This is a genomic window from Clostridium sp. CM028 (genome assembly GCF_030585565.1).
GTDB lineage: Bacteria > Bacillota > Clostridia > Clostridiales > Clostridiaceae > Clostridium_AD > Clostridium_AD estertheticum_B.
In genome coordinates, this window is sequence record NZ_CP077766.1 from 1,482,110 (window position 1) to 1,508,780 (window position 26,671).

Annotated in this window: 23 protein-coding genes and 1 tRNA gene; 6 read left to right on the forward strand and 18 right to left on the reverse strand. The window is 32.9% G+C overall.

The features are described from left to right. Positions 1 to 83: 83 nt before the first annotated feature. Genes KTC94_RS06965 through KTC94_RS06975 form a run of 3 tightly spaced genes read left to right on the forward strand, consistent with a single transcriptional unit; the run spans position 84 to position 2,929 of the window. Positions 84 to 1,115, forward strand: a complete 1,032-nt coding sequence (locus tag KTC94_RS06965; RefSeq protein WP_258280747.1) for an iron ABC transporter permease — start codon at positions 84 to 86, stop codon at positions 1,113 to 1,115. After that, positions 1,115 to 2,131 carry an iron ABC transporter permease gene (locus KTC94_RS06970; RefSeq protein WP_216303146.1) on the forward strand — a complete coding sequence of 339 codons (1,017 nt, stop codon included), beginning with the start codon at positions 1,115 to 1,117 and terminating at the stop codon, positions 2,129 to 2,131. The genes KTC94_RS06965 and KTC94_RS06970 overlap by 1 nt, the downstream gene beginning before the upstream one ends. Before the next feature lie 15 nt (positions 2,132 to 2,146). Then, entirely contained in the window at positions 2,147 to 2,929 is a 783-nt protein-coding gene (locus KTC94_RS06975; protein ID WP_220286525.1) for an ABC transporter ATP-binding protein, read from the forward strand. Positions 2,930 to 3,056: 127 nt separating this feature from the next. On the opposite strand, the gene KTC94_RS06980 is transcribed toward KTC94_RS06975, so the two are convergent. The 6 genes from KTC94_RS06980 to KTC94_RS07005 all read right to left on the reverse strand — a co-directional run bounded on the left by KTC94_RS06980 (position 3,057) and on the right by KTC94_RS07005 (position 8,831). Further along, positions 3,057 to 4,196, reverse strand: a complete 1,140-nt coding sequence (locus tag KTC94_RS06980; protein WP_220286526.1) for an MFS transporter — start codon at positions 4,194 to 4,196, stop codon at positions 3,057 to 3,059. Between the two features lie 249 nt (positions 4,197 to 4,445). Next, the gene (locus KTC94_RS06985; RefSeq protein ID WP_258280748.1) at positions 4,446 to 4,640 is read right to left on the reverse strand and encodes a hypothetical protein; all 195 of its coding nucleotides are present in this window, start codon (positions 4,638 to 4,640) and stop codon (positions 4,446 to 4,448) included. An 84-nt stretch (positions 4,641 to 4,724) separates the two neighbouring features. Next, the gene (locus KTC94_RS06990) at positions 4,725 to 6,044 is read right to left on the reverse strand and encodes a hypothetical protein (RefSeq protein WP_220286527.1); all 1,320 of its coding nucleotides are present in this window, start codon (positions 6,042 to 6,044) and stop codon (positions 4,725 to 4,727) included. A gap of 86 nt (positions 6,045 to 6,130) precedes the next feature. Further along, complete coding sequence (locus KTC94_RS06995) at positions 6,131 to 7,594, reverse strand: cell wall metabolism sensor histidine kinase WalK (protein WP_258876419.1); 1,464 nt, start codon at positions 7,592 to 7,594, stop codon at positions 6,131 to 6,133. Next, the gene (locus KTC94_RS07000; protein WP_220319969.1) at positions 7,569 to 8,270 is read right to left on the reverse strand and encodes a response regulator transcription factor; all 702 of its coding nucleotides are present in this window, start codon (positions 8,268 to 8,270) and stop codon (positions 7,569 to 7,571) included. The genes KTC94_RS06995 and KTC94_RS07000 overlap by 26 nt, the downstream gene beginning before the upstream one ends. Positions 8,271 to 8,739: 469 nt before the next feature. Continuing rightward, a tRNA-Ser gene (locus KTC94_RS07005) sits at positions 8,740 to 8,831 on the reverse strand. A gap of 206 nt (positions 8,832 to 9,037) precedes the next feature. On the opposite strand from KTC94_RS07005, the gene KTC94_RS07010 reads away from it, so the two are divergent. From KTC94_RS07010 to KTC94_RS07020, 3 genes are all read left to right on the forward strand, one after another. Continuing rightward, on the forward strand, positions 9,038 to 10,081 hold the full coding sequence (locus tag KTC94_RS07010) for an iron ABC transporter permease (RefSeq protein ID WP_220320021.1): 1,044 nt from the start codon (positions 9,038 to 9,040) through the stop codon (positions 10,079 to 10,081). 86 nt (positions 10,082 to 10,167) lie between these two features. After that, positions 10,168 to 10,950, forward strand: coding sequence for an ABC transporter ATP-binding protein (locus tag KTC94_RS07015; protein WP_220319968.1), 783 nt, complete (start codon positions 10,168 to 10,170; stop codon positions 10,948 to 10,950). 74 nt (positions 10,951 to 11,024) lie between these two features. After that, complete coding sequence (locus KTC94_RS07020; protein ID WP_258876418.1) at positions 11,025 to 12,056, forward strand: ABC transporter substrate-binding protein; 1,032 nt, start codon at positions 11,025 to 11,027, stop codon at positions 12,054 to 12,056. Positions 12,057 to 12,230: 174 nt separating this feature from the next. Here the strand turns inward: KTC94_RS07020 and KTC94_RS07025 are convergent, their stop codons facing one another. The 12 genes from KTC94_RS07025 to KTC94_RS07080 form a co-directional block, all read right to left on the reverse strand. After that, positions 12,231 to 14,027, reverse strand: coding sequence for an aldehyde ferredoxin oxidoreductase family protein (locus KTC94_RS07025; RefSeq protein WP_220286531.1), 1,797 nt, complete (start codon positions 14,025 to 14,027; stop codon positions 12,231 to 12,233). Between the two features lie 31 nt (positions 14,028 to 14,058). Beyond that, a complete protein-coding gene (locus tag KTC94_RS07030) occupies positions 14,059 to 14,493 on the reverse strand; it encodes an MOSC domain-containing protein (RefSeq protein ID WP_165411605.1) in 435 nt (144 codons plus the stop codon). Further along, a complete protein-coding gene (gene moaC / locus KTC94_RS07035; protein WP_253198186.1) occupies positions 14,493 to 14,972 on the reverse strand; it encodes a cyclic pyranopterin monophosphate synthase MoaC in 480 nt (159 codons plus the stop codon). The genes KTC94_RS07030 and moaC overlap by 1 nt, the downstream gene beginning before the upstream one ends. Before the next feature lie 4 nt (positions 14,973 to 14,976). Further along, the gene (gene moaA / locus KTC94_RS07040; RefSeq protein WP_220286532.1) at positions 14,977 to 15,936 is read right to left on the reverse strand and encodes a GTP 3',8-cyclase MoaA; all 960 of its coding nucleotides are present in this window, start codon (positions 15,934 to 15,936) and stop codon (positions 14,977 to 14,979) included. A gap of 11 nt (positions 15,937 to 15,947) precedes the next feature. Next, on the reverse strand, positions 15,948 to 17,855 hold the full coding sequence (locus tag KTC94_RS07045; protein WP_220319967.1) for a molybdopterin biosynthesis protein: 1,908 nt from the start codon (positions 17,853 to 17,855) through the stop codon (positions 15,948 to 15,950). Positions 17,856 to 17,869: 14 nt separating this feature from the next. Continuing rightward, positions 17,870 to 19,093: a molybdopterin molybdotransferase MoeA gene (locus tag KTC94_RS07050; protein WP_220286534.1), complete on the reverse strand. Its 1,224-nt coding sequence runs from the start codon at positions 19,091 to 19,093 to the stop codon at positions 17,870 to 17,872. 17 nt (positions 19,094 to 19,110) lie between these two features. Beyond that, on the reverse strand, positions 19,111 to 19,602 hold the full coding sequence (locus KTC94_RS07055; RefSeq protein ID WP_216303157.1) for a molybdenum cofactor biosynthesis protein B: 492 nt from the start codon (positions 19,600 to 19,602) through the stop codon (positions 19,111 to 19,113). Positions 19,603 to 20,110: 508 nt separating this feature from the next. Then, entirely contained in the window at positions 20,111 to 21,385 is a 1,275-nt protein-coding gene (gene larA, locus KTC94_RS07060; protein ID WP_216303158.1) for a nickel-dependent lactate racemase, read from the reverse strand. Between the two features lie 12 nt (positions 21,386 to 21,397). Continuing rightward, on the reverse strand, positions 21,398 to 22,921 hold the full coding sequence (locus KTC94_RS07065) for an L-lactate permease (protein ID WP_216303159.1): 1,524 nt from the start codon (positions 22,919 to 22,921) through the stop codon (positions 21,398 to 21,400). A gap of 110 nt (positions 22,922 to 23,031) precedes the next feature. After that, positions 23,032 to 24,429, reverse strand: coding sequence for an FAD-binding oxidoreductase (locus KTC94_RS07070; RefSeq protein ID WP_216303160.1), 1,398 nt, complete (start codon positions 24,427 to 24,429; stop codon positions 23,032 to 23,034). An 89-nt stretch (positions 24,430 to 24,518) separates the two neighbouring features. After that, positions 24,519 to 25,727, reverse strand: a complete 1,209-nt coding sequence (locus tag KTC94_RS07075; protein WP_216303161.1) for an electron transfer flavoprotein subunit alpha — start codon at positions 25,725 to 25,727, stop codon at positions 24,519 to 24,521. A 17-nt stretch (positions 25,728 to 25,744) separates the two neighbouring features. Then, complete coding sequence (locus KTC94_RS07080) at positions 25,745 to 26,533, reverse strand: electron transfer flavoprotein subunit beta/FixA family protein (protein ID WP_216303162.1); 789 nt, start codon at positions 26,531 to 26,533, stop codon at positions 25,745 to 25,747. Between the last annotated feature and the right edge of the window lie 138 nt (positions 26,534 to 26,671).

Genomic DNA, 26,671 nt, shown 5'->3' on the forward strand with positions numbered 1-26,671 from the left:
AAATGATATATTCCCATATACCGTTATCACCCTTTTATCCTAATACATTTTAATCTAAGGCTAATGTGAGGTGTACCGTTTTAATGGAAAAATCGATAGTTACAGAACATAAGAAAAAAATGAATAGACTAATCATAAGCTCATTATTAATTGTAATTGGACTTATTATATTATTTTTTGGTATGGTATTGTCCGTATCCCTGGGTGCAAAACATATAGACTTATATACAGTATTTAATAGCATATTTTCAGATGGCGTTGATATAAACTCAAAGATCATCCGTGATATAAGACTTCCCAGGATGATTGCAGCTGCTTTGGTTGGGGCTTTTTTAGCAGTGTCTGGTGCTATAATGCAAGGAATAACAAGGAATCCAATAGCTGACCCCTCTATAATGGGTATCACTCAAGGTGCAACTTTTACCATAGCTATAGCCTTTGCGATGAGGGCTAATATAGGGACTTCAGGACTGATGTTTTTTGCTTTTATCGGAGCTAGTTTAAGTGGTGTATTCGTGTATATATTAAGTTCAAAATCTAGCAAAGGTGTTAGTCCCATTAAACTTATTTTAGCAGGAACCGCTCTGGGAACTCTTTTAATATCTCTCGCAACCGCTATTGCAATGTATACTAATTTATCTCAGCAACTAAGCTTTTGGGTTGGTGGTGGATTTGTTACTGCAAAATGGCAAGGGGTAAAATTATTAGCCTCCGTTGGTGCCTTTGGTGTCATTGCCGCAATAATCATTTCTCCTAAAATAACCATTTTAAGCCTAGGGGAAGATATTGCCATAGGACTTGGTCAAAAGACAAATATCATAAGATTTATTGGTATAGTCATCGTAATATTACTTAGCGGTAGTTCAGTGGCTGTAGCCGGAAATATTTCTTTTCTTGGACTTATTGTGCCACAAATTGTAAGAAGTTTAGTTGGACCAGATTATAGATTTATAATCCCATGTTCACTAATACTCGGTGCGGATTTGCTAGTTTATAGCGATATAGCAGCTAGGATGATAAATCAGCCTTATGAAACTCCTATTGGGGCGCTAACAGCATTACTAGGTGTACCCTTCTTCATATATATTGTCAGAAAGGAGGCCAATTCATTATAATGCAAAACCATAAAAGAAAGAAAAAGCTAATTTTGATTATAATCATATTATTCGTTCTACTCTTTTCAATATTTATAATTAGTTTTAATATTGGAACTTTTGCTATAGGTCCTCTAGATGTAATTAAAACTTTATTTGGACAGGGAAATAAAAAGCATGAACTGGTACTCTTCACTATGAGGCTTCCACGAATAATTATAGCTATACTTGTGGCAAGTGCCTTAGCTATAGCAGGAACCGTACTTCAAGGCATAACTAAAAATGATCTTGCTGACCCTGGCATATTAGGAATAAGTTCTGGTGCAGCCTTGGCTGTAGTTATTTATATATATTTTATGAATGGAGAAGTATATTCTGATATAAGCATGCTAACGGTGTTTACCATGCCTATCGTAGCTTTGCTTGGAGCAGGTTTTGCAGCTTTCCTTATTTATACTTTAGCTTGGAAAAAGGGTCTAAATCCTACTAGATTGATTTTGATGGGGATAGGTATTAATTCTGCTTTCAACGCTATATTGATCCTATTTCAATTTAGATTTACAACTCAAGATTTCAACAAAATAATGGTTTGGACCTCAGGAAGTATTTGGGGAACCAATTGGAGTTATGTTATTGCAACTCTGCCATTTGTATTTATTTTTACCGGACTTATAATTTATAAAGCAAGATATCTAGATGTTTTAAGTTTAGGCGACGAACTGTCAGTTGGACTCGGCGTAAATATAGAAAAAGAAAGAAGATCACTACTTATATATACCGTGGCATTAGCTGGTACGGCTACAGCGGTTGCCGGAACCATATCATTCTTAGGGCTAATTTCGCCACACATAGCAAGGCGGCTTGTTGGGCCAAAGCACAAATTATTAATACCAACTGCAGCACTAGTTAGTTCAATAATTTTATTGTTGTCTGATACCATAGCTAAAAATATTTTAGCTCCTATTGAAATGCCCGTTGGAATAGTCATTTCAATTATTGGAGTACCCTATTTCATCTATTTAATTATGAAGGAATAACTTAGGAGGTTACATATGAACAGCATAAAAACCGAAAATTTATCTATATCTTATGGAGATTTTGACATAGTAAAAAATTTAAATTTGAACATACCTAAAGGAAAAATCACAACTATTATAGGCTCTAATGGATGTGGTAAATCAACTATATTAAAGACTATTGCAAGAATATTGAAGCCTAAAAGTGGAGTCATATACATAAATGATAATGACATTCAAGATTTAAGTTCTAATTTCATATCTAAAGAAATGGCAGTTTTGCCACAAAGTCCTCAAGCACCAAATGGATTAACTGTTGGTGAGCTCGTAGCCTACGGAAGATTTCCTCATCAAAGTGGATTCGGTAAACTAACGAGTCAAGATAAAGAAAAAATAGATTGGTCACTGAAAATAATTGGCATGCAAGAATTTAAGGACAGACCTATAGAGACATTGTCAGGTGGCCAAAGGCAAAGAGTATGGATAGCTATGGCACTCGCCCAAGAAACTGAAATATTATTATTAGACGAACCTACTACCTATTTAGATTTAGCACATCAACTAGAAATTCTACAATTACTAGAAAGTTTGAATAAGACGCAAGGACAAACCATTGTTATGGTTATTCATGATCTAAATAATGCCGCAAGATTTGCAGATTATATGGTAGGAATTAAAGATGGTAACATAGTTTGCACTGGTAGTCCTAAAGAAATAATGACTAAAGATAACTTAAGGAAAATATTTAATATAGATGCTGTAGTCATTAATGAGCCCCTAAATAATAAACCAGTTTGTATTACATATAACTTAATATAAAGTTAGTAATATGCTTTCCTATGTTTGATGCAAAGTGCGATTTCATAGGCATGCATAATAATCCATTGGTATTACTGATATTGTTGCATTATTTTAGAGGCTACTATTATAACTTGTTTTTTTGTATTTATTTCTTTGATGTTTTTTTATAGAGAAGCAATAATATATATGCACAAACACACATAATCACACAAGTTATAAATGCTGAGGACGTTGAAATATCAGCCGTCTTTCCAATAATTACATTTGCTCCTGCAGCAGTTAAATCTCCAAACATAGCAAATACTGATAAAAGGGTCGCCCTGCTAGCAGTACTTATATTTCTATTTTCAATATCTAAAACTATAGGTGAAATTATAGCTGCACTTCCACATATAACAATTATTGAAAGTATAGTTAATGCAGCGCTAGATGTAAATATAAGTATTGTACAACATATAGTAATAATCATATATATAATTTGAATACTTCTATTGGAACCTAGCTTAATGCTTACTTTATAAGCTTTAATTGAACTCAATCGAACTATTTGCATAACAACTGCCAATACTCCAAAATATTTAATACTTATTCCACAACGCACATATTGTGATTGATTTAAAAATACACCTACTACTTGAACTACTTCATTTATTAAGGCAAAAGAAATTACCAATATAATAATGCTTTTGTTTTTAAAAGCTGTTAGTAAACTTTGCTTAAACTTAGGCTTTTCGATTTGCTGCACATTAACCTCTTTTATAAACAAAGTTAATACTGCTGCCACTGCATAAGGTATAATAGTCCAAAATGCAGTACTATCCATGGACTGTTTTACGAGTATTGAAAACATAATAGAGGCAATTAAATAACCACCAGTTGAAAATGCATTATATATTCCAAATACTTTTTCACTCTCCTCTTGCTTAACTGATGAATATATTAGAGCAATGTCACAACCTGAAATTCCGGCTAATGATACTGCTAATAACACTCGTTCTATGAGGAACATCCCAAAGAAAGTTGATTTATAAAAAACTATTTTTGATATAAAAAATATAAAATTTGAGATAACAAGTGTTTTCTTATACCCAAATTTATCTGCAAACCATCCCCATGGGATTTCAAAAATAATCATTAATATCCAGGATATAGACTCTATTAAAAACATATTAGACAAAGATAAGTTTCTATTTTGCCTTATCAATGTAGCTATAGGCCCATAAAAAACAAATCCCTGTAGAAACACAATAATATACATTATATAAACGTTAGCCTTTTTATTCACTTTTAATACACCTCCAAAGTTGCACAACAAAAAAACCTTGTTTTAAAAGTTAATTTTGAAATGTTTTATAACTTTATTGTGTATTAAATAGGTGAATACATTTGCCTCGCTCCTTAACAATCAATTATTCTTCTATTTAATTGATAGTATATATATAAGCATAAATTAATTTTACATTCTAAAATTCTACCATATTAAGTATATCCATCTCTTCCAATATTGTTACAACTGAAATAACTCCTTTGATTTTTACTTATCCCCTATGGATTCAACCTGTTCATTTATTTCATCATAAAGATACACATTATTATTCCTCTCAAATGCTATCTTTGTTAGTTTAGTGTTAATCACTGTTTTATTCTGACCTATATTTTTATAGGTATTATCGCTTTTATGTGAATAAGCTACCAGGATAAATATGCTTAAAGATAAACATATTGCCATAATGAGTAACTTTAAAATTTTTTTATTATTTTATGATGGATATTCATATTTTTGCTCCTCTTTTAAATTATATGTAACCACATTCTATTTATCCAAACTAACAATATACGTATTTATTTCACTATTACCTGAACGATAATTTCCATAAGTAAATGATAAAGCAGTACTTGTACTATCCCAACAAATATTTGAAATTGCTATACATACAGGTATCTTCTTTTTTACATACTTACCGTTTTTGTCTATATAGTGAAATGTACGATATTCAATTTTTGCATCTTTATCTTTTAAACTAGTACCATTAACTATTTCTTTTATAGCACCTGTCTTAGTATCTATAATTTTAATAGATGTATCAGGGTCAGGTGGAGTATGGCCATCATGATTAACTCCTTCTTCATAAGCAACTTTACTTCCATCAGGTGATACTACGTAGGTATTATTAATTTTACCTTTAGGCAGTTTTATATCTTGCAGTTGTTTACCAGTTTCATCCATAATAATAGCTCCAAAAGTTCTATTTACAAATACTCCATCAGGTGATTGTTCACCATTATTATTAAAATGATCAATTATAATTGTTTTGCTTTTTTTATCGGCCATGCCAGCGTATTGATTTGAAAAAATAGTTTTTGTTTCCTTAGTTTTAACATCCGCTGTACATAATTTAACTCCTTCTTTTCCACTTTTGCTTTGAGTGTAATAGAATTTACCTTCTACAGTGGTTCCTAAATCTTTAATATCATCAACACCAGATATCCGGGCATTATCAAATTTACCAGCATTGTAGCTGCCATTTGCATATACTTTTCCAGTTGTATCAATGATTGCCCATTTTTCAAAATAATTTGCTAAAATTTTATTCTTACTTATCCATATAAATTGTGCATCACTATTAAGTCTTTCTGTATTTACATTCGTGATTTCGCCTGTAGATAAATTTAATAATTTTACGTTTTTATGAAGAAGCTCTCCTGAATCAAGAGCTTTTTGCCATTCCGGACTTTCACATTTAGGAATGGTTCTTGCCTCTGAATAAAGAACATACTTTTTATCAGGAGACACACCCATAAATTCATCTATATTTACCTCTTTAAAGTCTTTAGAACTTTTTGTATTTAAATTATAGATACTGCAGTAGTTTATAGGCACCATAGAATCCGGGGTTTTAAACTCTCCCTTTTTAGTTAATGTTAAAACCTCATTGTCATTAATCCAAGCAGCACTTTCAATATTTTGATATTTGTCGATTTGATAACCCTTTTCATTTGTTTGAGCAGATGGTTTGTATGCCATTACCTTTATGTTTTGCATAGATGAATTATGATAGTTTATTGCATATGCGCTAATGCCACCTACAACTCCTACCATTAAAATTAGGGATAAAATCTTTTTTCTAACCATTGAATTTCCCTCCTTTTTTCTTTGTAATCTTATAGTAACAAAAACTTTTCACAAAATTATAAACAAATGTCACAATTTTGTAAATTCTATATAGAAAATTCAATAAAAAAGATAGTACCTTCATCTAACTTGGACTCTACATTTATAGTTCCCTGTTGCTTTTCAACTAACTTTTTCACCAAGGCTAGCCCTAGCCCAGCTCCCCCTGTTTCACGACTTCTATGACTTTCAACTCTATAAAATGGTTCAAAAATTTTAAACAAATCATCCTCACAAATGCCTATTCCTGTATCCGCAACTGTTATAGTTATTTTATTACCATTTTTATGACATTCAATATCTATACTTCCATTAAGCCTATTATATTTTATAGCATTATCAATTAAATTAATAATAATATGTCTCAAGTTTTCTTCATCTATTGTAACAATAATATTTTCAACATCACATTTAAATGTTAAGTTGTTTTTCTTTATTTTCCCCATAATTCGCGCGCAAATTTCATCAAATGTTTCTTTTAAATTCACTTCTTTTTTCCGTACTTCAAAGTCGTATTTTTCTAGAGCAGACAAATTTAAAACCTTATCTACCATAGTTGCCAAGCGATCACATTCTTTTGATATATTTGTGGTTCCATCATTAATTAAACTTACGTCATTTTCATACATTCCGATTAATTCTGCATATGCTTTTATAATAGTAATTGGGGTCTTAAATTCATGAGTTACATTACCTATAAATTCCTTTTGTTCCTTGTCCATTTTTTGTAATTTTTCTATCGCCATACTCAAAGAATCTCTCTCAACTTTAAGATCTTCAATATTTTTTTCTATAGTATTACTCATGAATACTATACCTTTGCTTAATTCCCCTAATTCATCATTACGATTGACTAGTTTTATTTCATGAAAATCACCTTTTTGAATATTTTCTACTGAATCTTTCATCATATATATATCTCTGGTAAGGTTGAAAAAGTAAATAATGCCAAGGATTACACCAAATATCAAAGCTAGAAAACCTGTTCCATAAAACATTTTTTTTGTATTATCATAAAATAAACTGCTTTCTTTAATTGAATATTCAAGTTCTAAAATTGCTACTATATCATTTTTATATTTAATTGGTGAATAAAAGTAAATTACATCATTGTTTTTTATAAATGATACTTTACCTTTAATAGCATACTCAATCATAAGATTTTTATCTTTATTTTCATTCACTTTACCATCTACCTTAAATCCAGAAAGAAGCTCTCCTTTTGTATCATATACACTGGCAGGTATAGTTCTAAGCCATGGCTTGTTAAATACGCTTCCTCTAGCAAGTTGAGCCTTATCACTAGTTCCATTATCACCTAAGTTAGAGCGTTCACTAAAATATTGCTCAAACATATCTTTTTGCTTAAACAAAGTCGCTTGATCTTGCTTATCTTGATAATTTTTTATTCCGTTAAGTACAAAAATACTTAAAAACGATATAACAACTAATAAAAGTGAGGCTGTAAAAGCTATAAGTTTGAATTTAATCCCTATTTTCAAATAATTCATCAACCCCTTTATATCCTACACCATGAACAGTTTGTATTAATTTTTCATAAGTTTTACCCAACTTTTTTCTTATTCTTTGAACATGTGTATCAACCGTTCTTGTGCCACCAATATATTCCATGTCCCACACTATATCCAAAAGCCGTTCCCTTGAGTAAACTACATTGGGATTTAATAGGAGCAAATATAACAAATCAAATTCCATTTGTGTAAAATCTATTTTTAGTTTTTTTACACTTACGGTTCTTTGGTTTTTATTAATTTTAAAATCTTTAATATTAATTAGATTATCATTACGCTTCTCATCTGTAGTTTTTTTGAACCTTCTTGCCAGAGCCTTTACCCTTGCAAGAACTTCTCTTAGATCAAAAGGTTTTGTTAAAAAATCATCTGCTCCTAGTTCTAGTCCTACTAATTTATCTACAATATCATTTTTTGCTGTAAGCATAATAATGCCGATATTTTCACTTTCTAATTTTTTGCACACCTCATAACCATTTATTACAGGAATCATTAAATCCAGAATTATTATATGTGGGTTAAAGCTTTTTACTTTATCAAGGGCTTCTTGTCCATCATAAGCTCTTTCTATTGAATACCCCTCTCTTTTTAATGCATAAGTTAATACATCCAAAATGCTTTTTTCATCATCTACTACAAGTATTTTCTCGTTCAAATGTTACACCCCCATATTTTATAGTGAATAGCTGATTCACTATAGTACCTATTCTACATTTATCGACGAATTAAGTTATATTTTTCTCTTTAATAAAAACATTATATCAAATATTATAACTTTTATACAAATATGGAAATAAAGAGACTCAATGTTGGAATATAAAATAGCAAATAAAAATACTATAAATAGATTTATAACTTAAATCTATTTATAGTATTTTATTGTTTTCAAACTAAATTATCAAAGGTATTGTCATCTATTATTCACTTCTAAATTTTATATTTTGTAATTGAATTATACTTTACATAAATCAGTAACATTTTGTTATCCATTTTTATGTAATTCTAGTAGGGTCCTGTCTCCATAATCATAGCTAAAAACATTTTCTTACCGCTATGCTCCCTCACGTTCAAATCCCTATTATAATTGACGTAAAAGAACTCGCTTCTCAGCGAGTTCTTTATTTTGGCGGAGAAAGGGGGATTTGAACCCCCGGAACGGAATAACCCGTTCGCCTGTTTTCGAGGCAGGTACCATAGGCCACTCGGACATCTCTCCATGTATTAAATTGCTTTTTAATTATACCATATTTGAATTCTATTTAAAATACCTTTCTATCTTTAATTAAATATTTTCTGATAGTTCATGCTGGTAATTTAATAAAATATCCATTTGTGTTAATATAAAAGAGAAACTTAATAAGTTTTACATTTATCAGGGAGGAAAAATACTTGAATAATACGAAAAACATTGAAATAGCTGAAATGGACTATACTAAAAACGAAATTCAAAAGAGAACTGGACAAAATTTGATTATTTTTATTCTAATTGTGTTGTTAATTGCAACATTTATTGTTTCATTCACAATAGGCAGGTTTCCTATTTCATTAAACCAATTAATAAAGGCATTTTATCTAAGAATCACCGGAAATGAAGCTTTATTAAAGGATACAACTCAATCAGTCCTGTTCGATGTAAGACTTCCTAGAATTATTGCTGCAATTCTGGTTGGCGCAGCACTTTCCGTATCAGGAGCAACATTCCAGGGCTTATTTAAAAACCCGATGGTATCAGCTGATATACTAGGTGCATCTGCAGGAGCTGGTTTTGGTGCAGCAGTTGCAATTTTACTTTCCTTAGGAACAGTATGGATTCAGCTTTTATCATTTGTTTTTGGGTTTGCTGCAGTTGCATTAACTTATGCCATCAGCAAGGCTGTTGGTCGAGGTAGCAGTCAAATGTTGGTACTGATCCTGACGGGTATGGTTGTTCAAGCCTTATTTACCTCCTCTATTTCATTAACTAAATATGTAGCAGATCCTGACAGCAAACTACCCGCTATTACCTTCTGGCTTATGGGAGGACTATCTTCAATTACAATGAATGATATTAAAATCGTTCTTATTCCGATACTTTTAGGGGTTATACCTTTAATGTTAATAAGATGGAAACTTAATGTACTTTCATTTGGTGATGAAGAAGCCAAATCACTTGGCATTGATACAACGAAAATGAGAGCTATTACAATAGTTTGTTCTACTCTACTTACTGCCAGTACAGTTTCTATCTGCGGAATGATAGGCTGGGTAGGGTTAGTCATACCTCATTTGGCACGAATGATTGTAGGACCTAATTACAAAGTGCTGTTACCTGCTTCATTTTTGATTGGAGGCATTTTCATGTTAGCTGTCGATGATTTAGCAAGATGTTTATTTGCAGTGGAAATTCCTCTAGGTATTTTGACTGCTATGATTGGTGCACCATTCTTTATCTATTTGTTGTTAAATGGTAAGAAAGGTTGGCTATAAAGGAAAATGTGTAATTATTAAATTAATTTTTTTGTTTTATAATTTATTTTTTCTTTTAATAAAAAAAAGGAGGCGAAGTTCTGCATATGGAACTTGTTATTCGAAATGTTGCTTGTGGTTATGGCACTAAAAATGTTATTAAGGATATATCTATTAGTATAAAATCCGGAGAAATATTGTGTATCCTCGGTCCAAATGGAGTGGGAAAAACTACGTTATTTAAAACTATATTGGGATTTTTGAAGCTTCAAAGTGGAGAAATTTTATTGGATACTGAAAATATTAGAGCTTGGTCAAGAAAACGCTTTGCAAAAGCAATCAGCTATGTCCCACAAGCTCATACTCCTCCTTTCCCATTTAGTGTATTTGATGTCGTATTAATGGGGCGAACTGCACATTTAGACTTATTTGCTTCTCCATCAAAAAAAGATAAAGAAATTACGGAACAGGCAATTGATACATTAAATATTTCATATTTGAAGAACCGTATATATACACAGATAAGCGGTGGCGAAAGGCAGATGGTCTTAATTGCCAGAGCTCTGGCACAGCAGGCAAAAATAATGATAATGGACGAGCCTACCTCAAATTTAGATTTTGGAAATCAGATTAGAGTTTTAGAACAGATAAATAATCTTGCTAAAAAAGGTCTTGGGGTAATCATGACATCACATTTTCCTAACCATGCATTCCTTTGTTCTACTAAAGCGGCATTAATGCAAAAAAATAATAATTTTATTGTTGGAAATGTAGATGATGTTGTTACAGAGGAAAATCTCAAGTCTGCCTATGGCATAGATGTTAAAATTATTAGTTTAAAAAATAAAAATGGTGAAATTATTAAATCAGTAATACCACTTTTAAGTTAATTTTTTCAAAATAAAACATTAAAGGATGTGTTTTTATTAAAACGAAAAGAATTTTGCCATTAGCGATGGTACTTATGTTTATTTTTCTTATGATTGGATGTACTCAAAATACTGGTCCATCAACTGCAGTTCAAACACAAGTAGCAAAAAAAACAATTACTGACATGGCTAATAAAAAAGTTGAGATTCCTATTAAAATCGATAGAATTGCTGATTCTTGGCCAGCACATAATGAAGTTTTATGTATGTTGGGTCAAGGAAATAAAATCGTTTCTACAATACTTACTACAAAAGGAAGACCTTGGTTATATCAAATAAATCCACAGATGAATAAGGCAACAACTGCTTTTACTACAGCTGATGTCAATATTGAGGAAATGTTAAAGACGAAACCTGATATTGTTTTTTTAACTACTACTTCTAAATATGCAGATAAGGTAGCAAGCGTTGGTATACCCGCTGTACAGTTGACTTTTACGGATTTTAATGGATTAAAAAAATGTTTCCAAGTAACGGGAGATATTCTTGGCCCTGACGCCAGAAAAAAGGCTGATAAATTCAATTCCTATCTTGACAGTAAATTAAAAATTATTACAGATATCACATCTGCAATACCAACTGACAAGAAGCCAAAGGTTTTACATATCAACACCCTTTCACCTCTAACAGTAGATGGTAGTAATACAATTATCAATGCATGGATTGAAGCTGCAGGTGGAATTAATGTAGCATCAGAAATCAAAGGTAATATGAAAGAAGCTTCTATGGAACAAATTATAAAATGGAATCCGGATATTATAATATTGGGTGCTGATTCAAAAGATGCAAAAACTATAATGAACACTAGTTCATGGAGAAATGTTTCAGCAGTTAAAAATGAAAAGGTAGTTCAAAATCCTGACGGCGCATACATGTGGGATCGTTATAGCGCTGAAGAAGCATTACAGATACAGTGGGCTGCAAAATTAATAAATCCTGATAAATTTTCAAAGTTAAATATTGTTTCAGAGACAATAAATTTCTATAAGACATTTCTAAATTATGACCTTTCCGAAGCTGAAGCAAAGCTTATAATCAGCGGTAAGCCTCCAGTTAAAGCGCAGTAAGGTTTCATGTATTAATTATGACTTTTATAATGCATATGACGCAATTACTGATAAGGGAATCAGTTAAATCAGAACTGATTCCCTTATCATTAGTTGCGTCATATCTAGCTTTTTTCATTGAAATACATATACCTTGTCAAATTGTCTATCGCGTCCATTTATAACTAAATGTAACTATAGTCCCAATTCTTTTAATTTTTCTTCCGTTGGAATACCTTTTTCATTCCAGCCTCTTTCATTATAATATGATGGAAGAAGTTCAGATAATCTGTGCACATTCCCTTTTGAAGGTCCTTCTGGAATTGGCTCCTCTAGTAATCTTTTGGGTAGTGTATCCTGCGTCGCATCTATTCCAGCCTGTAAATTAAATTGTCTTTCAATGTTCCAAATTCTGTCTCCTGAATCAAGTATGGATTCTGCAGTGTGCTCTGTACCACATACTGCATTATACAAGTTAGCATAATCTTGAGCTCCCATAGCAAAAGACGTAAACAAACACAATCCAAGGGAATCTATAGATGCAGTTAAGTCTTGGAAAATCTTAACCCAAGTAGCTTTCCCTTCAAGTGAAAATCTATCCAATTTTTGTGGCAAGCCTAATATTTCTGGTGATATCATATATCCTCTAACATGGCATCCACCTCTGTTTGAAGTAGCAAATTGAAGCCCTTGCCCCATTATACCTCTTGGATCATAAGCAGGAATTTCAAGCTTTTTAACTGACATTGAAAACTCTGGTGCACCATAAGATGCGCATAGTCTGTATGAACCTTCAGACATTTTTGCTCCTAGTCCTTCAGCTTTACCTATTTTTATTGTCCAATCAACTACACCCTCTATGTTTCCAAATTCTAGAGGAGTCCCTCCAAGTTCTTCGTCTTTAATATATCCCTTTTCACGTAGTTCCATAGCCGCTGCAATAGTTGTACCTACAGAGATTGTATCCATACCATATTCATTACACCAGTAGTTCGCCTTGAAAGTTGTAACCATATCAGAAATACCACAATCTCCACTAAAAGCCCAAAGTGTTTCGTATTCAGGTCCGCCTACTTCTATACCCATATCCTCTATTTTTACATACCTGCCACAGGCAATGGGACATCTATAACAAGGGTTTTTACGAACAAGGTAATCCTTTGTCATTGCCTCTCCACTTACGTCATCAGCTTTTTCAAAGTAAGACTTTTGAAAATTATTGGTTGGATATATCCCATTTTCATTTAGTATATTTACAAGTACTGCAGTTCCGTATGTTGGGAGACCTGTGCCTGTAACCCCATTGGCTTTTATAGTCTTCAACCAAACTTTCGAAACCTCTTTTAGCGTTGTCGCATCTGCTACTTGTGGTTTTGAACTTCCTTTAACTACAATAGCTTTGAGATTTTTCGAACCCATAACAGCTCCGACACCAGAACGGGCCGCTGCTCTATCATAATCATTCATTATAGCAGCCATATTGGATAGTCCTTCTCCTGCCGGTCCAATGGTCATAACTCTTGATTTATCAGGCATTTCTTTCCTTAGAATATCTGTAGTTTCTGTAACAAGCTTTCCCCAAAGACTGCTAGCATCCTTTATTTCCACTTTATCATCTATTATAGTTAAGTAAACTGGTGCATCAGCCTTGTCCTCAAATATGATCATATCATAGCCTGTAGCTTTGAATTCAGCTCCCCAATAACCACCTGAATTTGAACAAGCAATTGTACCTGATTGTGGTGATTTTGTAACTACCATGTATCTTCCACCGGTTGGAACAGGCGTACCTGTTAATGGCCCTGTAATAATTATAAGTTTATTTTCAGGGCTTAATGGATCAACTCTCGGATCTACTTCATCCATAAATATTTTTGTTCCAAGCCCTCTACCACCAATAAATTTTTTAGCTTGCTTTAAATCAAGTACCTCAACTTTAATAGTCTTATCTTTTAAATTAATTCTTAATATTTTACCATTGTAACCGTACATTAAAATTCCCCCTTTTATTTTCTCTAAATACTTATTCCTCCACTACAATCTCATCTCCAGCCTGGATATACCCCTCCTCTAGTACCTTAGCAAATATCCCTTCTCTTGGCATTATACAGTCACCAACCAATTTCATAATTTCACAACCCTTATGACATTCCTTACCTATTTGTGTTACCTCTAAAACTACATTTCCTATTTTAAGTTTAGTTCCCACTGGCAGTTCATACAAAATTATTCCTTCGGTAGTAATATTTTCAGCAAACTTTCCTGAACATAAGCCCAGAGCTCCCTTAGCTTTCATTTTATCAATACTCTCAACACCAAGAAAACTCACCTGTCGATGCCAATTACCTGCATGTGCATCTCCCTCAAGTCCGTGATTGACTTTAAAAAAGCCTTTCTCTATAGGGTGTTTTATCACACCTTTTTTTTCACTTGTATTTATTGCAATAACCTTTGCCATTATAACGACTTCCTTTCGAATATTCCTGATTTTCCCCCGCTTTTTCTCACAAGCATAATATTATTTATAAGCATTTCCCTGTCAATTGCCTTACACATATCATAAATAGTTAATGCTGCGACAGATACCGCAGTTAGCGCTTCCATCTCAATGCCTGTCTTTCCTACAGTCCTTGTCGTTGCTTCTATTTCTATTTTAGTATTTTTAAAGTCAATTTTAAAACTTATATCACAAGCAGATATCATTATAGGATGGCACATTGGTATTATTTGCGAAGTACTTTTTGAACCCATAATTCCCCCTACTTGTGCTACAGCTAGTACGTCTCCTTTTGAAATAGACCCATCCCTTATTCTTTCAAGTGTTTCTCTTTTCATAGAAATTGACCCAACTGCTATAGCTTCCCGAACAGTGTCACACTTTTCAGATACATCAACCATTTTAGCTCTTCCTTCTTCATTTATATGCGTAAGTTCCATCACTTTATCCTCCTATCTGATACATCATCTTTTCACTTCTACTGGTTTTTTCCTCTTCAAGATGATGTTCGAGCGGTTTATTAAAAATTGCTTGTTTTAATACATTTGTAAGCATCTCTTCGTTATTTAGGTATTTCCTAATATTTATTTCTTCCTTTGAATGAAGACATGCTTTAATAGTTCCTGTAGATGTGAGCCTTATTTTATTACAATCCGCACAAAATTTACAACTTACTGGACTAATGAATCCAATTTTTCCTTTTGTCCCTTTAAGATTGTACAATTGAGCGGTGCTACTTTTAGGGGTTTCTATTTCAGTTAACTCAGGATGCAACTTTAGCATTTCCCTAAAACTTAATTTACTTTTTTCATAAAGTTTAATACCTTCACCTATTGGCATGAGTTCAATAAACCTTACTTCGATTGGCATTTCTCGAATTAAGGTTAAAAAGCCTTCAAACTCTGCATCATTAAAGCCTTTCATTAATACTGTGTTTATTTTGACCGGTTTTAACCCAAGGGTTAAACATTTATCTATACTTTCCATTACCTTATCTAGATTTCCTATTCTGGTTATACTTTTAAACTTTTCTTTATCTAAAGTATCAAGGCTAATATTTACCCTTTTAAGTCCAGCTTTTTTCAAATCTGATGCCATACCAGATAGCAAAATACCATTTGTGGTTATAGCAATATCATCTATTCCTGGCAGTTTTGAAGTTTCATATATAAGCTTGTCTAAATCTTTCATTACTAGTGGTTCCCCACCAGTGTATCTTACTTTATTAATACCTAATTTTTCTGCTGCCTTCACAATTTTTAATATCTCTTCAAAACGTAGAATATCCACATGATTCTTACTCTTAATTCCCTGCTCTGGCATGCAATATATACATCTTAAATTACATCTATCAGTTACCGATATCCTTAAATAATTGATATCTCTTCCATGACTATCCCTCATAAAACCGTCTCCTAAAGTTCAATTATTTCCCCTATTTGCGTATAATCATAGCCTCCAAGTTTATCAAGCTCACTTTTAAATTCATCTGTTTTAATTATTTTGATGAATTCCCTTATCATATCCATATCTATAAATTCCTTAGGCACAGCAAAATCATAATCCTCATCCCCAAGTTTTATAAAATCTAGACCCAAAAGCTTGGCTGCAGAATAAATTCCAAGTCCACAATCTGCATCTCCTGCTGCAACTACTGCTGCAACGGCAATATGGGTGAATTCTTCTCTTTCATATCCTGATATATTTTGTGGATTAATATGGAGCTTTTTTAAATTATAATCTAGAAATAACCTTGTACCTGAACCTCTTTGCCTATTTACAAATCTTTTACCTTTTATAACTATATCCTGTAAACATTTAATATCTAAAGGATTCCCTTTAGAAACCATAATTCCCTGAACTCTTTTAACACCTTTAATTAATACCATAGGTTTATTTGGTAAATACTTTTTAATATAAGAAATATTATAACTACCATTCTCCATATCCAATAAATGAATAGGTGCTATATGAGTTTCTGAACCTATTAATGCCATTATTCCTCCCATACTTCCAACATGAGCAGAAGAAAGAAAATACTTCCCGTTTTTTATATGAAAAAGATCCGAAGCTATATCAACTATTGGGTCATGGCTTCCAATACATACAACTGTATTTTTAATTTCTTCCTTGCTTCTTAAAAGTTTAACATTCACCGTAGTTCCTACTTCATAGCCCTCAATATTTTGTGGTATTTCTAATATACCATCTGCCCTTACTAATGACATTGTTGTTCCAGCTCCACGACCTATAGGTGTTGCAATATATTTTCCCGAAACAAATCCAATTTTAACTCTTACAAATTCTAAATATTTTAAAGTTGACATTATACGCCTAGTAAGTACAACCTCAACAGTGGTATATTCTTCTTCATTTATCCCTATATAAGCATGTACTATTTTCTTGCATATATTATCCATTACGACATAAGCAGATACTGGAAATCCAGGTATACCAATCACAGGCTTTCCCTCTATACTTCCAAGAATAACAGGTTTCCCAGGCTTTATAGCTATTCCATGTACATAAACCTCACCTAATTCTTCTATTACATTACAAGTAAAATCCTCTCTACCAGCTGAAGATCCTGCATTAATAAGTATAATATCGCATTGCTGGACTGCCTTTTTTACAGCATCTTTAATAAGTAAATAATCATCTTTTACTATGTCAAATCTTAGGGGTATACCTCCCCATTCCTTAACTTGGGCAGAAAATACTCTTGAATTGAACTCAATTATGTCTCCAATATTAAGTTCTTCACCTGGCTCCACCATCTCAGTTCCAGTCGGAATTATTCCAACCACCGGCCTTTTATAAACATCAATATTATTTACTCCCCCAGCTATAATAGAGCCTATATCTACTGGTCTAATCATATAATTTGAAGGGATAATAACTTGTGTTCTTACAATATCTTCTCCAATTGGTCTAATATTCTGAAAAGGGGCAGCACTTTTATAAATAGCTACTTTTCCCTTATCTAAATTTATCAAATCCTCTACCATAATTACACAATCGAATTCTTTAGGTATTGGATCTCCAGTATCCACTACTAAATAATCAATTCCTTCTCGTAGTTGGATATGACTCCGATCTGTTGCTCCATATGTTTTGGTACTTATAGTTGCAATACCATCCATAGCAGAACTATTATAAAAGGGTGAAGATATTTTCGCAAAAATTGATGAGTATGAAACTCTTCCTACAGATTCCCAAGTAACCACATTTTCCTTTTCACCTTTAATGCATAATAACTTATTAAAATATATTTTAACTGCTTCATTCAAATCAACATTTGATAGAAAGACTTCTTGAGCCAATACTCTCATCTCCTTTATAATTTATAGACTTCAACTGCTTGTCCTTCTTTTAAACCTTCCGCGTTTTTTTCTATCTTTATATACCCCCATGCCTTTGAAAATGCTGTTATAATCCCAGATTTACCAAACACCGGCTTTGCAATAACCATGCCTTCTATTGTTTCAAGCTCTACAGGTAGATATTCTTCCCGGCCTTTAGCTTTATGGTAATTTATACTCATTACTGCATTTGTTCCATAAATCTTTTCGCTTTGAAGCATTAGGCTATATATATATTTTTGAACAAGTATTTTATATATAATACAACATGCAAGTGGATGTCCTGGAAGTCCAAATATTATTTTTTCTTTATGTTTTCCTATTATAGTTGGTTTCCCAGGCTTTACTGCTATTCCATGTACCAAGACCTCTCCATCGTCAAACGAAGCTATAACCTTTAAAGTGTGATCTTTCGTGCCAACAGAACTTCCTCCTGAAATTAGTACCACATCACATTCATTAGATGCTTTTTGTGTTGCACTCTTTAACAGTTCATAATCATCCTTAATAATTCCATAGCTTACTGGCTCCATTCCATCCTCAAGAAGCAGAGACCAAATCAGGTAAGTGTTTATGTCCCTCACTTCACCCAAAGAAGGCTTTACTTCGCAGGGTACTACTTCATCACCAGTTGAAATAATACCAACCCTAGGTCTTTTATAAACCATCACCTCGGAAATTCCTATACTTGCAAGAACACCTATCTCATAAGGTCTGAGTTTACTTCCCTTTTTTACGACAATATCCTGAGTATTTATATCTTCACCAATTTGTATTACATTATCACCCATAGCCACAGGTGAATAAATAAGTATTGTATTATCATCTAGCTTATGGCTATACTCAACCATAACAACACTATCTGCGCTTTCCGGAAGCATCCCTCCTGTAGGTACGTATAAGCACTCCCCCCCTGCAATATCCGAGGGTGGGATATTCCCCATAAATACCTCACCCTTTAGTTCAAGCATAGACGGGAGTCCTTCACTAGCTCCAAATACATCTCTTGATCTTACTGCAAAGCCATCTACTGTCGATCTCTTAAATTCTGGTATATTACATTCTGCTTTTATATCTTTAAAACTAATTCTATTAACGCTTTGCATAATGTTAATTTTTTCACATTCAATCTTATAGATAAAAGAACTATCTATTATTTGTTTAGCTTCTTTTACAGATACCACATTAAAAAATTCCATTCTCATTCTCCCTTTTGTTAACTTCTACCACACTCGCTAGCTTCCCCTGTAAGTATAGCAATTCCATGTGGAATTGCAGGTATTATAAATTGAAGATTTTCTACAGCACCTTTTGGGCTTCCTGGAAGATTAATAATTAGGGTTTTTTTGCGGATTCCTGCAATGCTTCTTGAAAGCACAGCCTTTGATGTAATCTGGATTGATTTCATCCTCATAACCTCACCAATGCCGGGTACATATTTCTCAATTACATTTCTAGTTGCCTCTGGCGTAACATCTCTTTCTGAAAACCCCGTTCCTCCATTAGTTAAAATTAAATCCACCTTAAGCTCATCACATAAATAAATCAATTCTTTTTCTATTTCCTGTTTCTCATCAGAAATTATTTTATAGAAACTTATAACAAATCCTTTACCTTCTAATTCATTTCTTATTGCAGGACCTGTCCCATCAATTCTTTCTCCCCTAGAACCTTTATCACTCATGGTTAAAATTGCAGTTTTTATCATTTTCATCACTCCTTTTCAACATCGGTCTTAACAATTTATGCTCTAGAAACTTAAGAACCTTATTTTTTTACTTAATTTTAATCTCATTATTATATTTTCAATTACTGAAGAATTCAATAAATAGGGCTTTTGAAGTATAACTAATATATCTCTTCTTATAAATTCACAAGTAAGGTATAATAAATGACAAAGTTATACTTATTGGTTATTTTTTAAATTTTGTACTTTTTTGTTTAATTATAACACTTTACTATAATACAAGTATTTTACCACATTTTTAATTTATATACTATGTGGCTACTTACGTAACAATATTAGTGACTACTCACCCCTCCTGTATATATTTATTTTTTTACATTTACCTAAAATTGAAAAAAAGTGGGAAACTCAAAATTCAGTTCCCCACTCCACAGTATTATTAGTCTTGAAATAAAATTATGTGAATTCTTCCACCCAATGTATTTTACCCGCCCCCAAATTATATTCAATAGTAGTATTAATTTGAATGTTATTTTACAACAACTGAAACTCCATCTGGTATTACTGTTATCGTCGCATCATCTCCCTTTATTTTAAGAGCTCTAACAAGCGCTTCTTCAAAGGTAAATGCATGCTGCATATGCATATTCTTTATCATTTCAGGGTCACACATATCTGTAACAAGAATTACGGTATGCGCATCTAGTATCCGCGCAAGAATCTGAAATTCCCATTGATCTGGTGCTGTATCATTTCTTCCTACTTTAATTACCCTATCAAGAACTTCTCTTGGGCTACTTGCATTTGCGATATTGTCATAAAATGACTGACCACCATGTCCATCATTACAAGCAGACACCATGATTATAAGTCCGCCGTCCTTACAAGTTGCTTCTGCTGCAGTCATACCTTTTACAGTCTGATATATATTTTGGTCTAGTGGATATCCTCCATTAGTTGATATTGCAATATCTGCCTTCACAGCTTTCACAGCTGCAAGTTCCATAACAAATTTACAACCTTCAACGTGGGCAAGCTCACTATCTCCTGCAAATGCATTTATAACATTCTTCTCACTGTCAATAACAACATTTAGTATAAATGCCAGTTTAGCTTGCTTAGCAGCGTATAACATATCTCTATGAATTGGATTATTTTCAATAACTCCGGACCGTGCGTACTCACTTGCTATAAATTCAGAACAATGATTTGCCATAACTGTCTTTGCTGATGCCACTCCGGGGAGAACACTCTTGCGTCCTCCAGAAAAACCTGCAAAGAAGTGTGGTTCTATAAATCCTTCTGAAATTAAAAGTTCAGCTTCCATCGCTATCTTATTAAGCAATAGTTCTCCACCTGAGGGAAGAGTTCCGACGCGTACCATATCGCCATAATCCTCTGATACATGATTTATTATAACTTCATTATCTACTATTTCCTGACCAAACTTATCAATCATTTCTTCTCTTGTAGTAGGTCTATGGAAACCAGTAGCAATTAATATTGTTATTTCAATTTTAGGGTTCGATGATCTTATTCTTTCAAGTAGTATTGGCAGTGTTACTTTACTTGGTACAGGTCTTGTATGGTCACTAGTTATTAATACTAAGTTTTTCTTCCCCTTAACTAGCTCTTCTAGTTTTGCACTTCCAATAGGGTTATCAAGTGCTTTTTTTACAATTTCCTGCTGAGTACTTTCAACTTTGTATGCATGAGCTTTTGATTCTAATATTGCTACCAAATTTTTATCTGGAATTTCAATTTCCAAAAACTGTTTTGAATATGGTATTTTTACTTTAGTCATATATATTCCTCCCTACATTATAAAATATTTTGCTCCAAAGTACGTAATTAATCCTAATATTGCTACATATGCAAGGCAAAATTTTAAAGTTGCCTTTAATATCTTACCTTCAGCTCCTACAAGTCCAGTGGCTGCTGTGGCAACTGCAATACTTTGAGGAGAAATCATTTTACCTGCAGTGGCACCACCAGTATTAGCAGCTGCTAACCAATAAGGACTCATATGTAAATTTTTTGCAACTTCAACTTGAAGTGGTCCGAACAATACATTTGCAGAGGTATCACTCCCAGTTACAAAAGTACCTAAAGCACCTATGATTGGGGCAAACAATGGATAAAAGCTTCCTGTTGCTGCAACTAAAACCACGGCAATAGATGTTATCATTCCGCTATGACTCATTACCTTTGCAAGAGAGACTATTGCAAGTATTGTAATTGCAGTTTTACTCATTTGTTTGCAAGTATCAATAAATACTTTTACTATTTCTTTAAACTTAGCTCCCTGAATAAGTCCCCCTATAAATGTGGCAAGAATTATAAGTGTCCCTGGATTAGCAATCCATATAAAAGAACTAATTTTTGCATCTGGGCCATTATATATTTGAACAGATGTTTGTATAGATGATAATGGTTTATTGATTGCTGGTATAAGAGAACTTGTTATTAATATAAAAGTCAGAACTAAGATAAATGGCACCCATGCCAATAACCCTTGTTTTGCGGATATACTAACTTTATCTTTAGATGCAGTATTTTTATAGAATATTTTAGTTATTGCAACTGTTACAATAATACATATTATTGAACCAATTAGTGCTGGAAGTTCAGGACCCATATATTTTGCAACTAGAAGTTCTGGTATTGCAAAAGCTAGTCCTGACGCAATACAAATAAGCACAACTCCCTTTATTGCCTTTACACTTTTACCTGTTAGCATTACTAATATTAATGGTAAAACTGCAATTAATACAAATAATTGAATTGCAACTGCATAGCTTAAAGTAACAGGATCAATTGCTGCAACCTTTGCTAAGGTTGTTACAGGTAGACCTATTGCTCCAAAAGCTGTTGGTGTTGTATTTGCAATAAGACATATTATTGCTGCAAATACAGGATTAAAGCCAAGTGCGGCTAAAATACTGGCAGGTATTGCAACTGCCGTACCAAAACCTGCAATTGCTTCAAGAAATCCACCAAAACCCCAAGCAATAATTAAAACTAAAATTCTCTTATCAGTTGTGATTCCTGTCATCATATCCTTTATTACGTCCATACTTTTTGTATGAATAGAAAGATTGTAGGTAAACACTGCTGCAATTATTACAACAATTATTGGCCATATTGCCATTGCTGCACCCTCAAGTGTCGCTGTGAGAGCTTGACTAATTGGCATCTTCCAAACTAGGATTGCAAGTATTATTGTAATTACGAGTGTGATTGAACAAGTTTTATGTCCTGGCATTTTTAAAACACCGAGCGAAACCATGAGCCATACAATGGGGATAAGTGCTATGAAAAATAATAAATAATTATTCATCTTTTATTCCCTCCTCTATTAATAATACTAGTCACAATACTGAAATCGACTACATCAAAGTATTATTATATCGCCAACATCTTTAAAAGACATTGGCGATATCATTTTTTCTATTCACAAACCTTTCCTGGATTTAATATATTATTAGGATCAAATGCCAATTTTATATTTTTCATAAGTCCTACATATACAGGGCCAAATTGTTCAAGCATATATGCTTTCTTAGCAAATCCAATTCCATGTTCTCCAGATACTAAACCCTTGAGCTCCCTTGATTTTTCATACATTGCTTCAAATACTTCTTCAATCTTCACTGACCATTCTTTATCTGTAAGCTCATCCTTTAATACATACACATGTAAATTACCATCACCTGCATGACCAAAGCTTCTTATTCTCACATCAAATTCTTTTTGAAGTTCATTAGTATACTTAATGAACTGCGCAACTTTATTTCTTGGAACAACAACATCACATTCATCCATATCAGTTGTCGTTGCTTTAACAGCTTCAAGGAAAGCTCCTCTTGCAGACCAAACAGCTTCTTTTCTTTCATCTGTATCAGTTATAAATACATCAAGAGCACCTTCTTCAAGGCAAATGTTAGCTACACTTTCATAAGCTCTTTCTATTTCTTCTATACTATTACCATCAAAAGTTAGTAAAAGATATGCATCTGACGAATTATCCGGGAATTTTTTTCCTAGGAATTCTTCAGCAGCAATAATAACTTCTCTTTGCATAAATTCTATAGCAGTTGGTACAGATTTTGATTTAACTATTAAAGGTACTGTTCCTATTGCCATATCAAGATTTGGAAAAGGTATTAAGAGCGATACAGCTTTCTTAGGTAGTGGTATAAGTTTTAATATAATTTTTGTGATTATTCCAAGGGTTCCTTCAGATCCACATATTAAATCTTTTATGCTGTATCCAGTAGAATTCTTAACTACTTTCCCTCCAACATCAAGTATTTCTCCGCTTGGAAGCACTACTTCAAGGCCTCTTATATAATCTCTAGTAACTCCGTACTTAACAGCTCTCATTCCACCTGCATTTGTATTGATATTACCAGCAATTGTAGCCGATTTTTCACCTGGATCTGGTGGATAAAATAAATCAAACTCTTCAACGTATTTGCTTATTTCCATTAAAAGTACGCCTGGTTCAAGAGTTAATGTTAAGTTTTCTTCATCAATCTCAAGTATTTTGTTCATTCTGGACATATTTATCATAATTCCACCGTGAATTGGAACTGATGCTCCAACTAGTCCTGTTCCAGAACCTCTTGCTACAACAGGAATCATGTTTTCATTTGCATATTTCATAATCTTTGATACTTCGCTTGCTTCAAGAACCTCAACTAATACGTCGGGCATTTTGCTTATTCCACCCATCTCGTCATGGCTAAAATCATCATTTATTGCTTCTCCAGTAAACACCCTATCTTTATCTAATATTGACACTAAAAACTCTATATCCTTAGCATCAAGTTTTTTGTAATCCATAAAATTACCTCCTCGATTCTGAATTTAGTGTTTAAACCTAGTTAGTTTAAACACTAACTTGCCTATTATCTATAACTCCAGTTTAAAAGTTAACGTATACAATACTCAGCTCCTGAATTTTTAATATTTTCAATCAATTGAGGAACTATTTCATAAATATCTCCTACTATCCCATAATGAGCTACATTGAATATAGAAGCATTTTCATCTTTATTTATTGCAAATATACGCTCTGAACTATTCATACCAGCTGTAAACTGAACTGCACCAGAAATTCCAAGAGCTATTATTAGCTTTGGTTTAACTGTTCTACCAGAAAGACCAATTTGTTTCTTAGCATTAATCCAACCTGCTTCAATTGTTGGTCTTGTCCCAGCTATTTGAGCACCAAGAATGTCTGCTAATTCTTGAATCATAACCATATCCTTTTCTGATTTTAATGCCCTACCAACTGCAATGATTACTTCTGCATCTGAAATATTTTCCTCAACTTCTTTCTTTGTAACCTTTAATACTTCAATATTCGAATCGAGTTTTGCTCTATCCATTTCACAGATTGTAATCTTACCTTTTGCATCGCACTGTTTTTCAGGTGCATTCATAACCTTATATCTTACTGTTGACATCTGTGGTCTATTATTAGGACATACAATTTGAGCCATAATGTTACCACCAAAAGCAGGTCTTATCTGTACAAGGTCTGTATTTTCTTTCATTTTAAGTATTGTACAATCAGCTGTGAGTCCAGTTCTAAACCTTGCGGCTACCCTTGGGGCAAGAGATCTACCAATTGTTGTAGCACCAACCAATAATGATGATGGCTTTACCTTGTTTACAAAGTCTTCAAATGCAGCTGTATAAGGTTCTATTCTAAACTCTTCAAATTCTTTATAATCGTATACAAAGACCTCATCAACTCCATAATGAAGCAATTCTTTAGCCTTTTCCTTTATGTTATAACCAATAAATACACAATATACTGGGAAATTAACAACTGCCGCAAGCTCCCTAGCTTTTCCGATAAGCTCCATTGTTACAGGATGTATAACTCCTTCTACATGGTCAACATATACTCCTATACCCTTCCATAAACTTTTATCAACTTGCACGGCCTCTGTTTCAATAAATTCCATTACACCTGTTGGACCTTTTTTAACGCAAATCTTACACATTTTACATCCTGCATTAACTTCAATTTTACCATCTATGTATTCAATAGCACCAAAAGGGCAAACCTTTATTAATTCTTGAATATTTGAATCGTTTACTTTCTCTTGGTTACAAATTAACTTACTCATGAAAATTCCACCCTTCTCTATACAAATTTTAATTCTTTAAGTTTTGCAGCTATTTTTAAACTAAGCTCTGCACCATTGCCTGTCCATGTTTCTCTATCATTATTTACATCTGGTGGAAATATTCTTTCTACCTGAGTTGGTGAACCATTAAGTCCATATTTCTTTTCATCTTTATCTTCAAAATCGTTTAGTGTTATCATTTTTATTTCTCTATCTTTTGTAGCTAATTTTTTCCTATAAGATGGAAGTCTTGGTTGAAATATATCTTTATCTACAGTTAAAAGACATGGAAATTGAATCTCTGCTACTTCAACAGTATTTGCCATATCCATTTCTACAATAATTGATTTTTCTTTTATTTCTATTATTTTTAAAACGTTTGCAATGTGAGGAATATTAAGATATTCAGCCATTTCTGGTCCTACTTGAGCAGTGTCTCCGTCTGTTGTCTGCTTTCCACATAATATGAGATCAAATTCTCCCATTTTCCTTACACCTTGTGAAAGTGTATAAGCTGTAGCAAGAACATCTGCTCCGGCAAACTTTCTATCAGATACAAGTGCTCCTTCATCTGCTCCCATCATATATGCTTCGCGAATTACATCATTTGCTTGTGGTGGTCCCATAGTTATAACCTTAATTACCCCACCTTTTTCTTCCTTTATTCTAAGTGCTGTTTCTAATGCATATAAATCATAAGGATTCATTTTTGAATCTACACCATCTCTTTTTAAAACACCTGTAACTGGATCTACTTCAACTTTTGAAGTTCCTGGAACTTGCTTTATACAAACTAAAATTTCCATATGTGCTCCTCCATTCTTTTTATAGAAAATCTAAAACTCATTAATGGTAAGATGGTCTGACCATCTTTTAAATCATAATAACACACTATTGAAAATATTTCTACTATTATTAATTAATTAATTAACAATATTTATTTT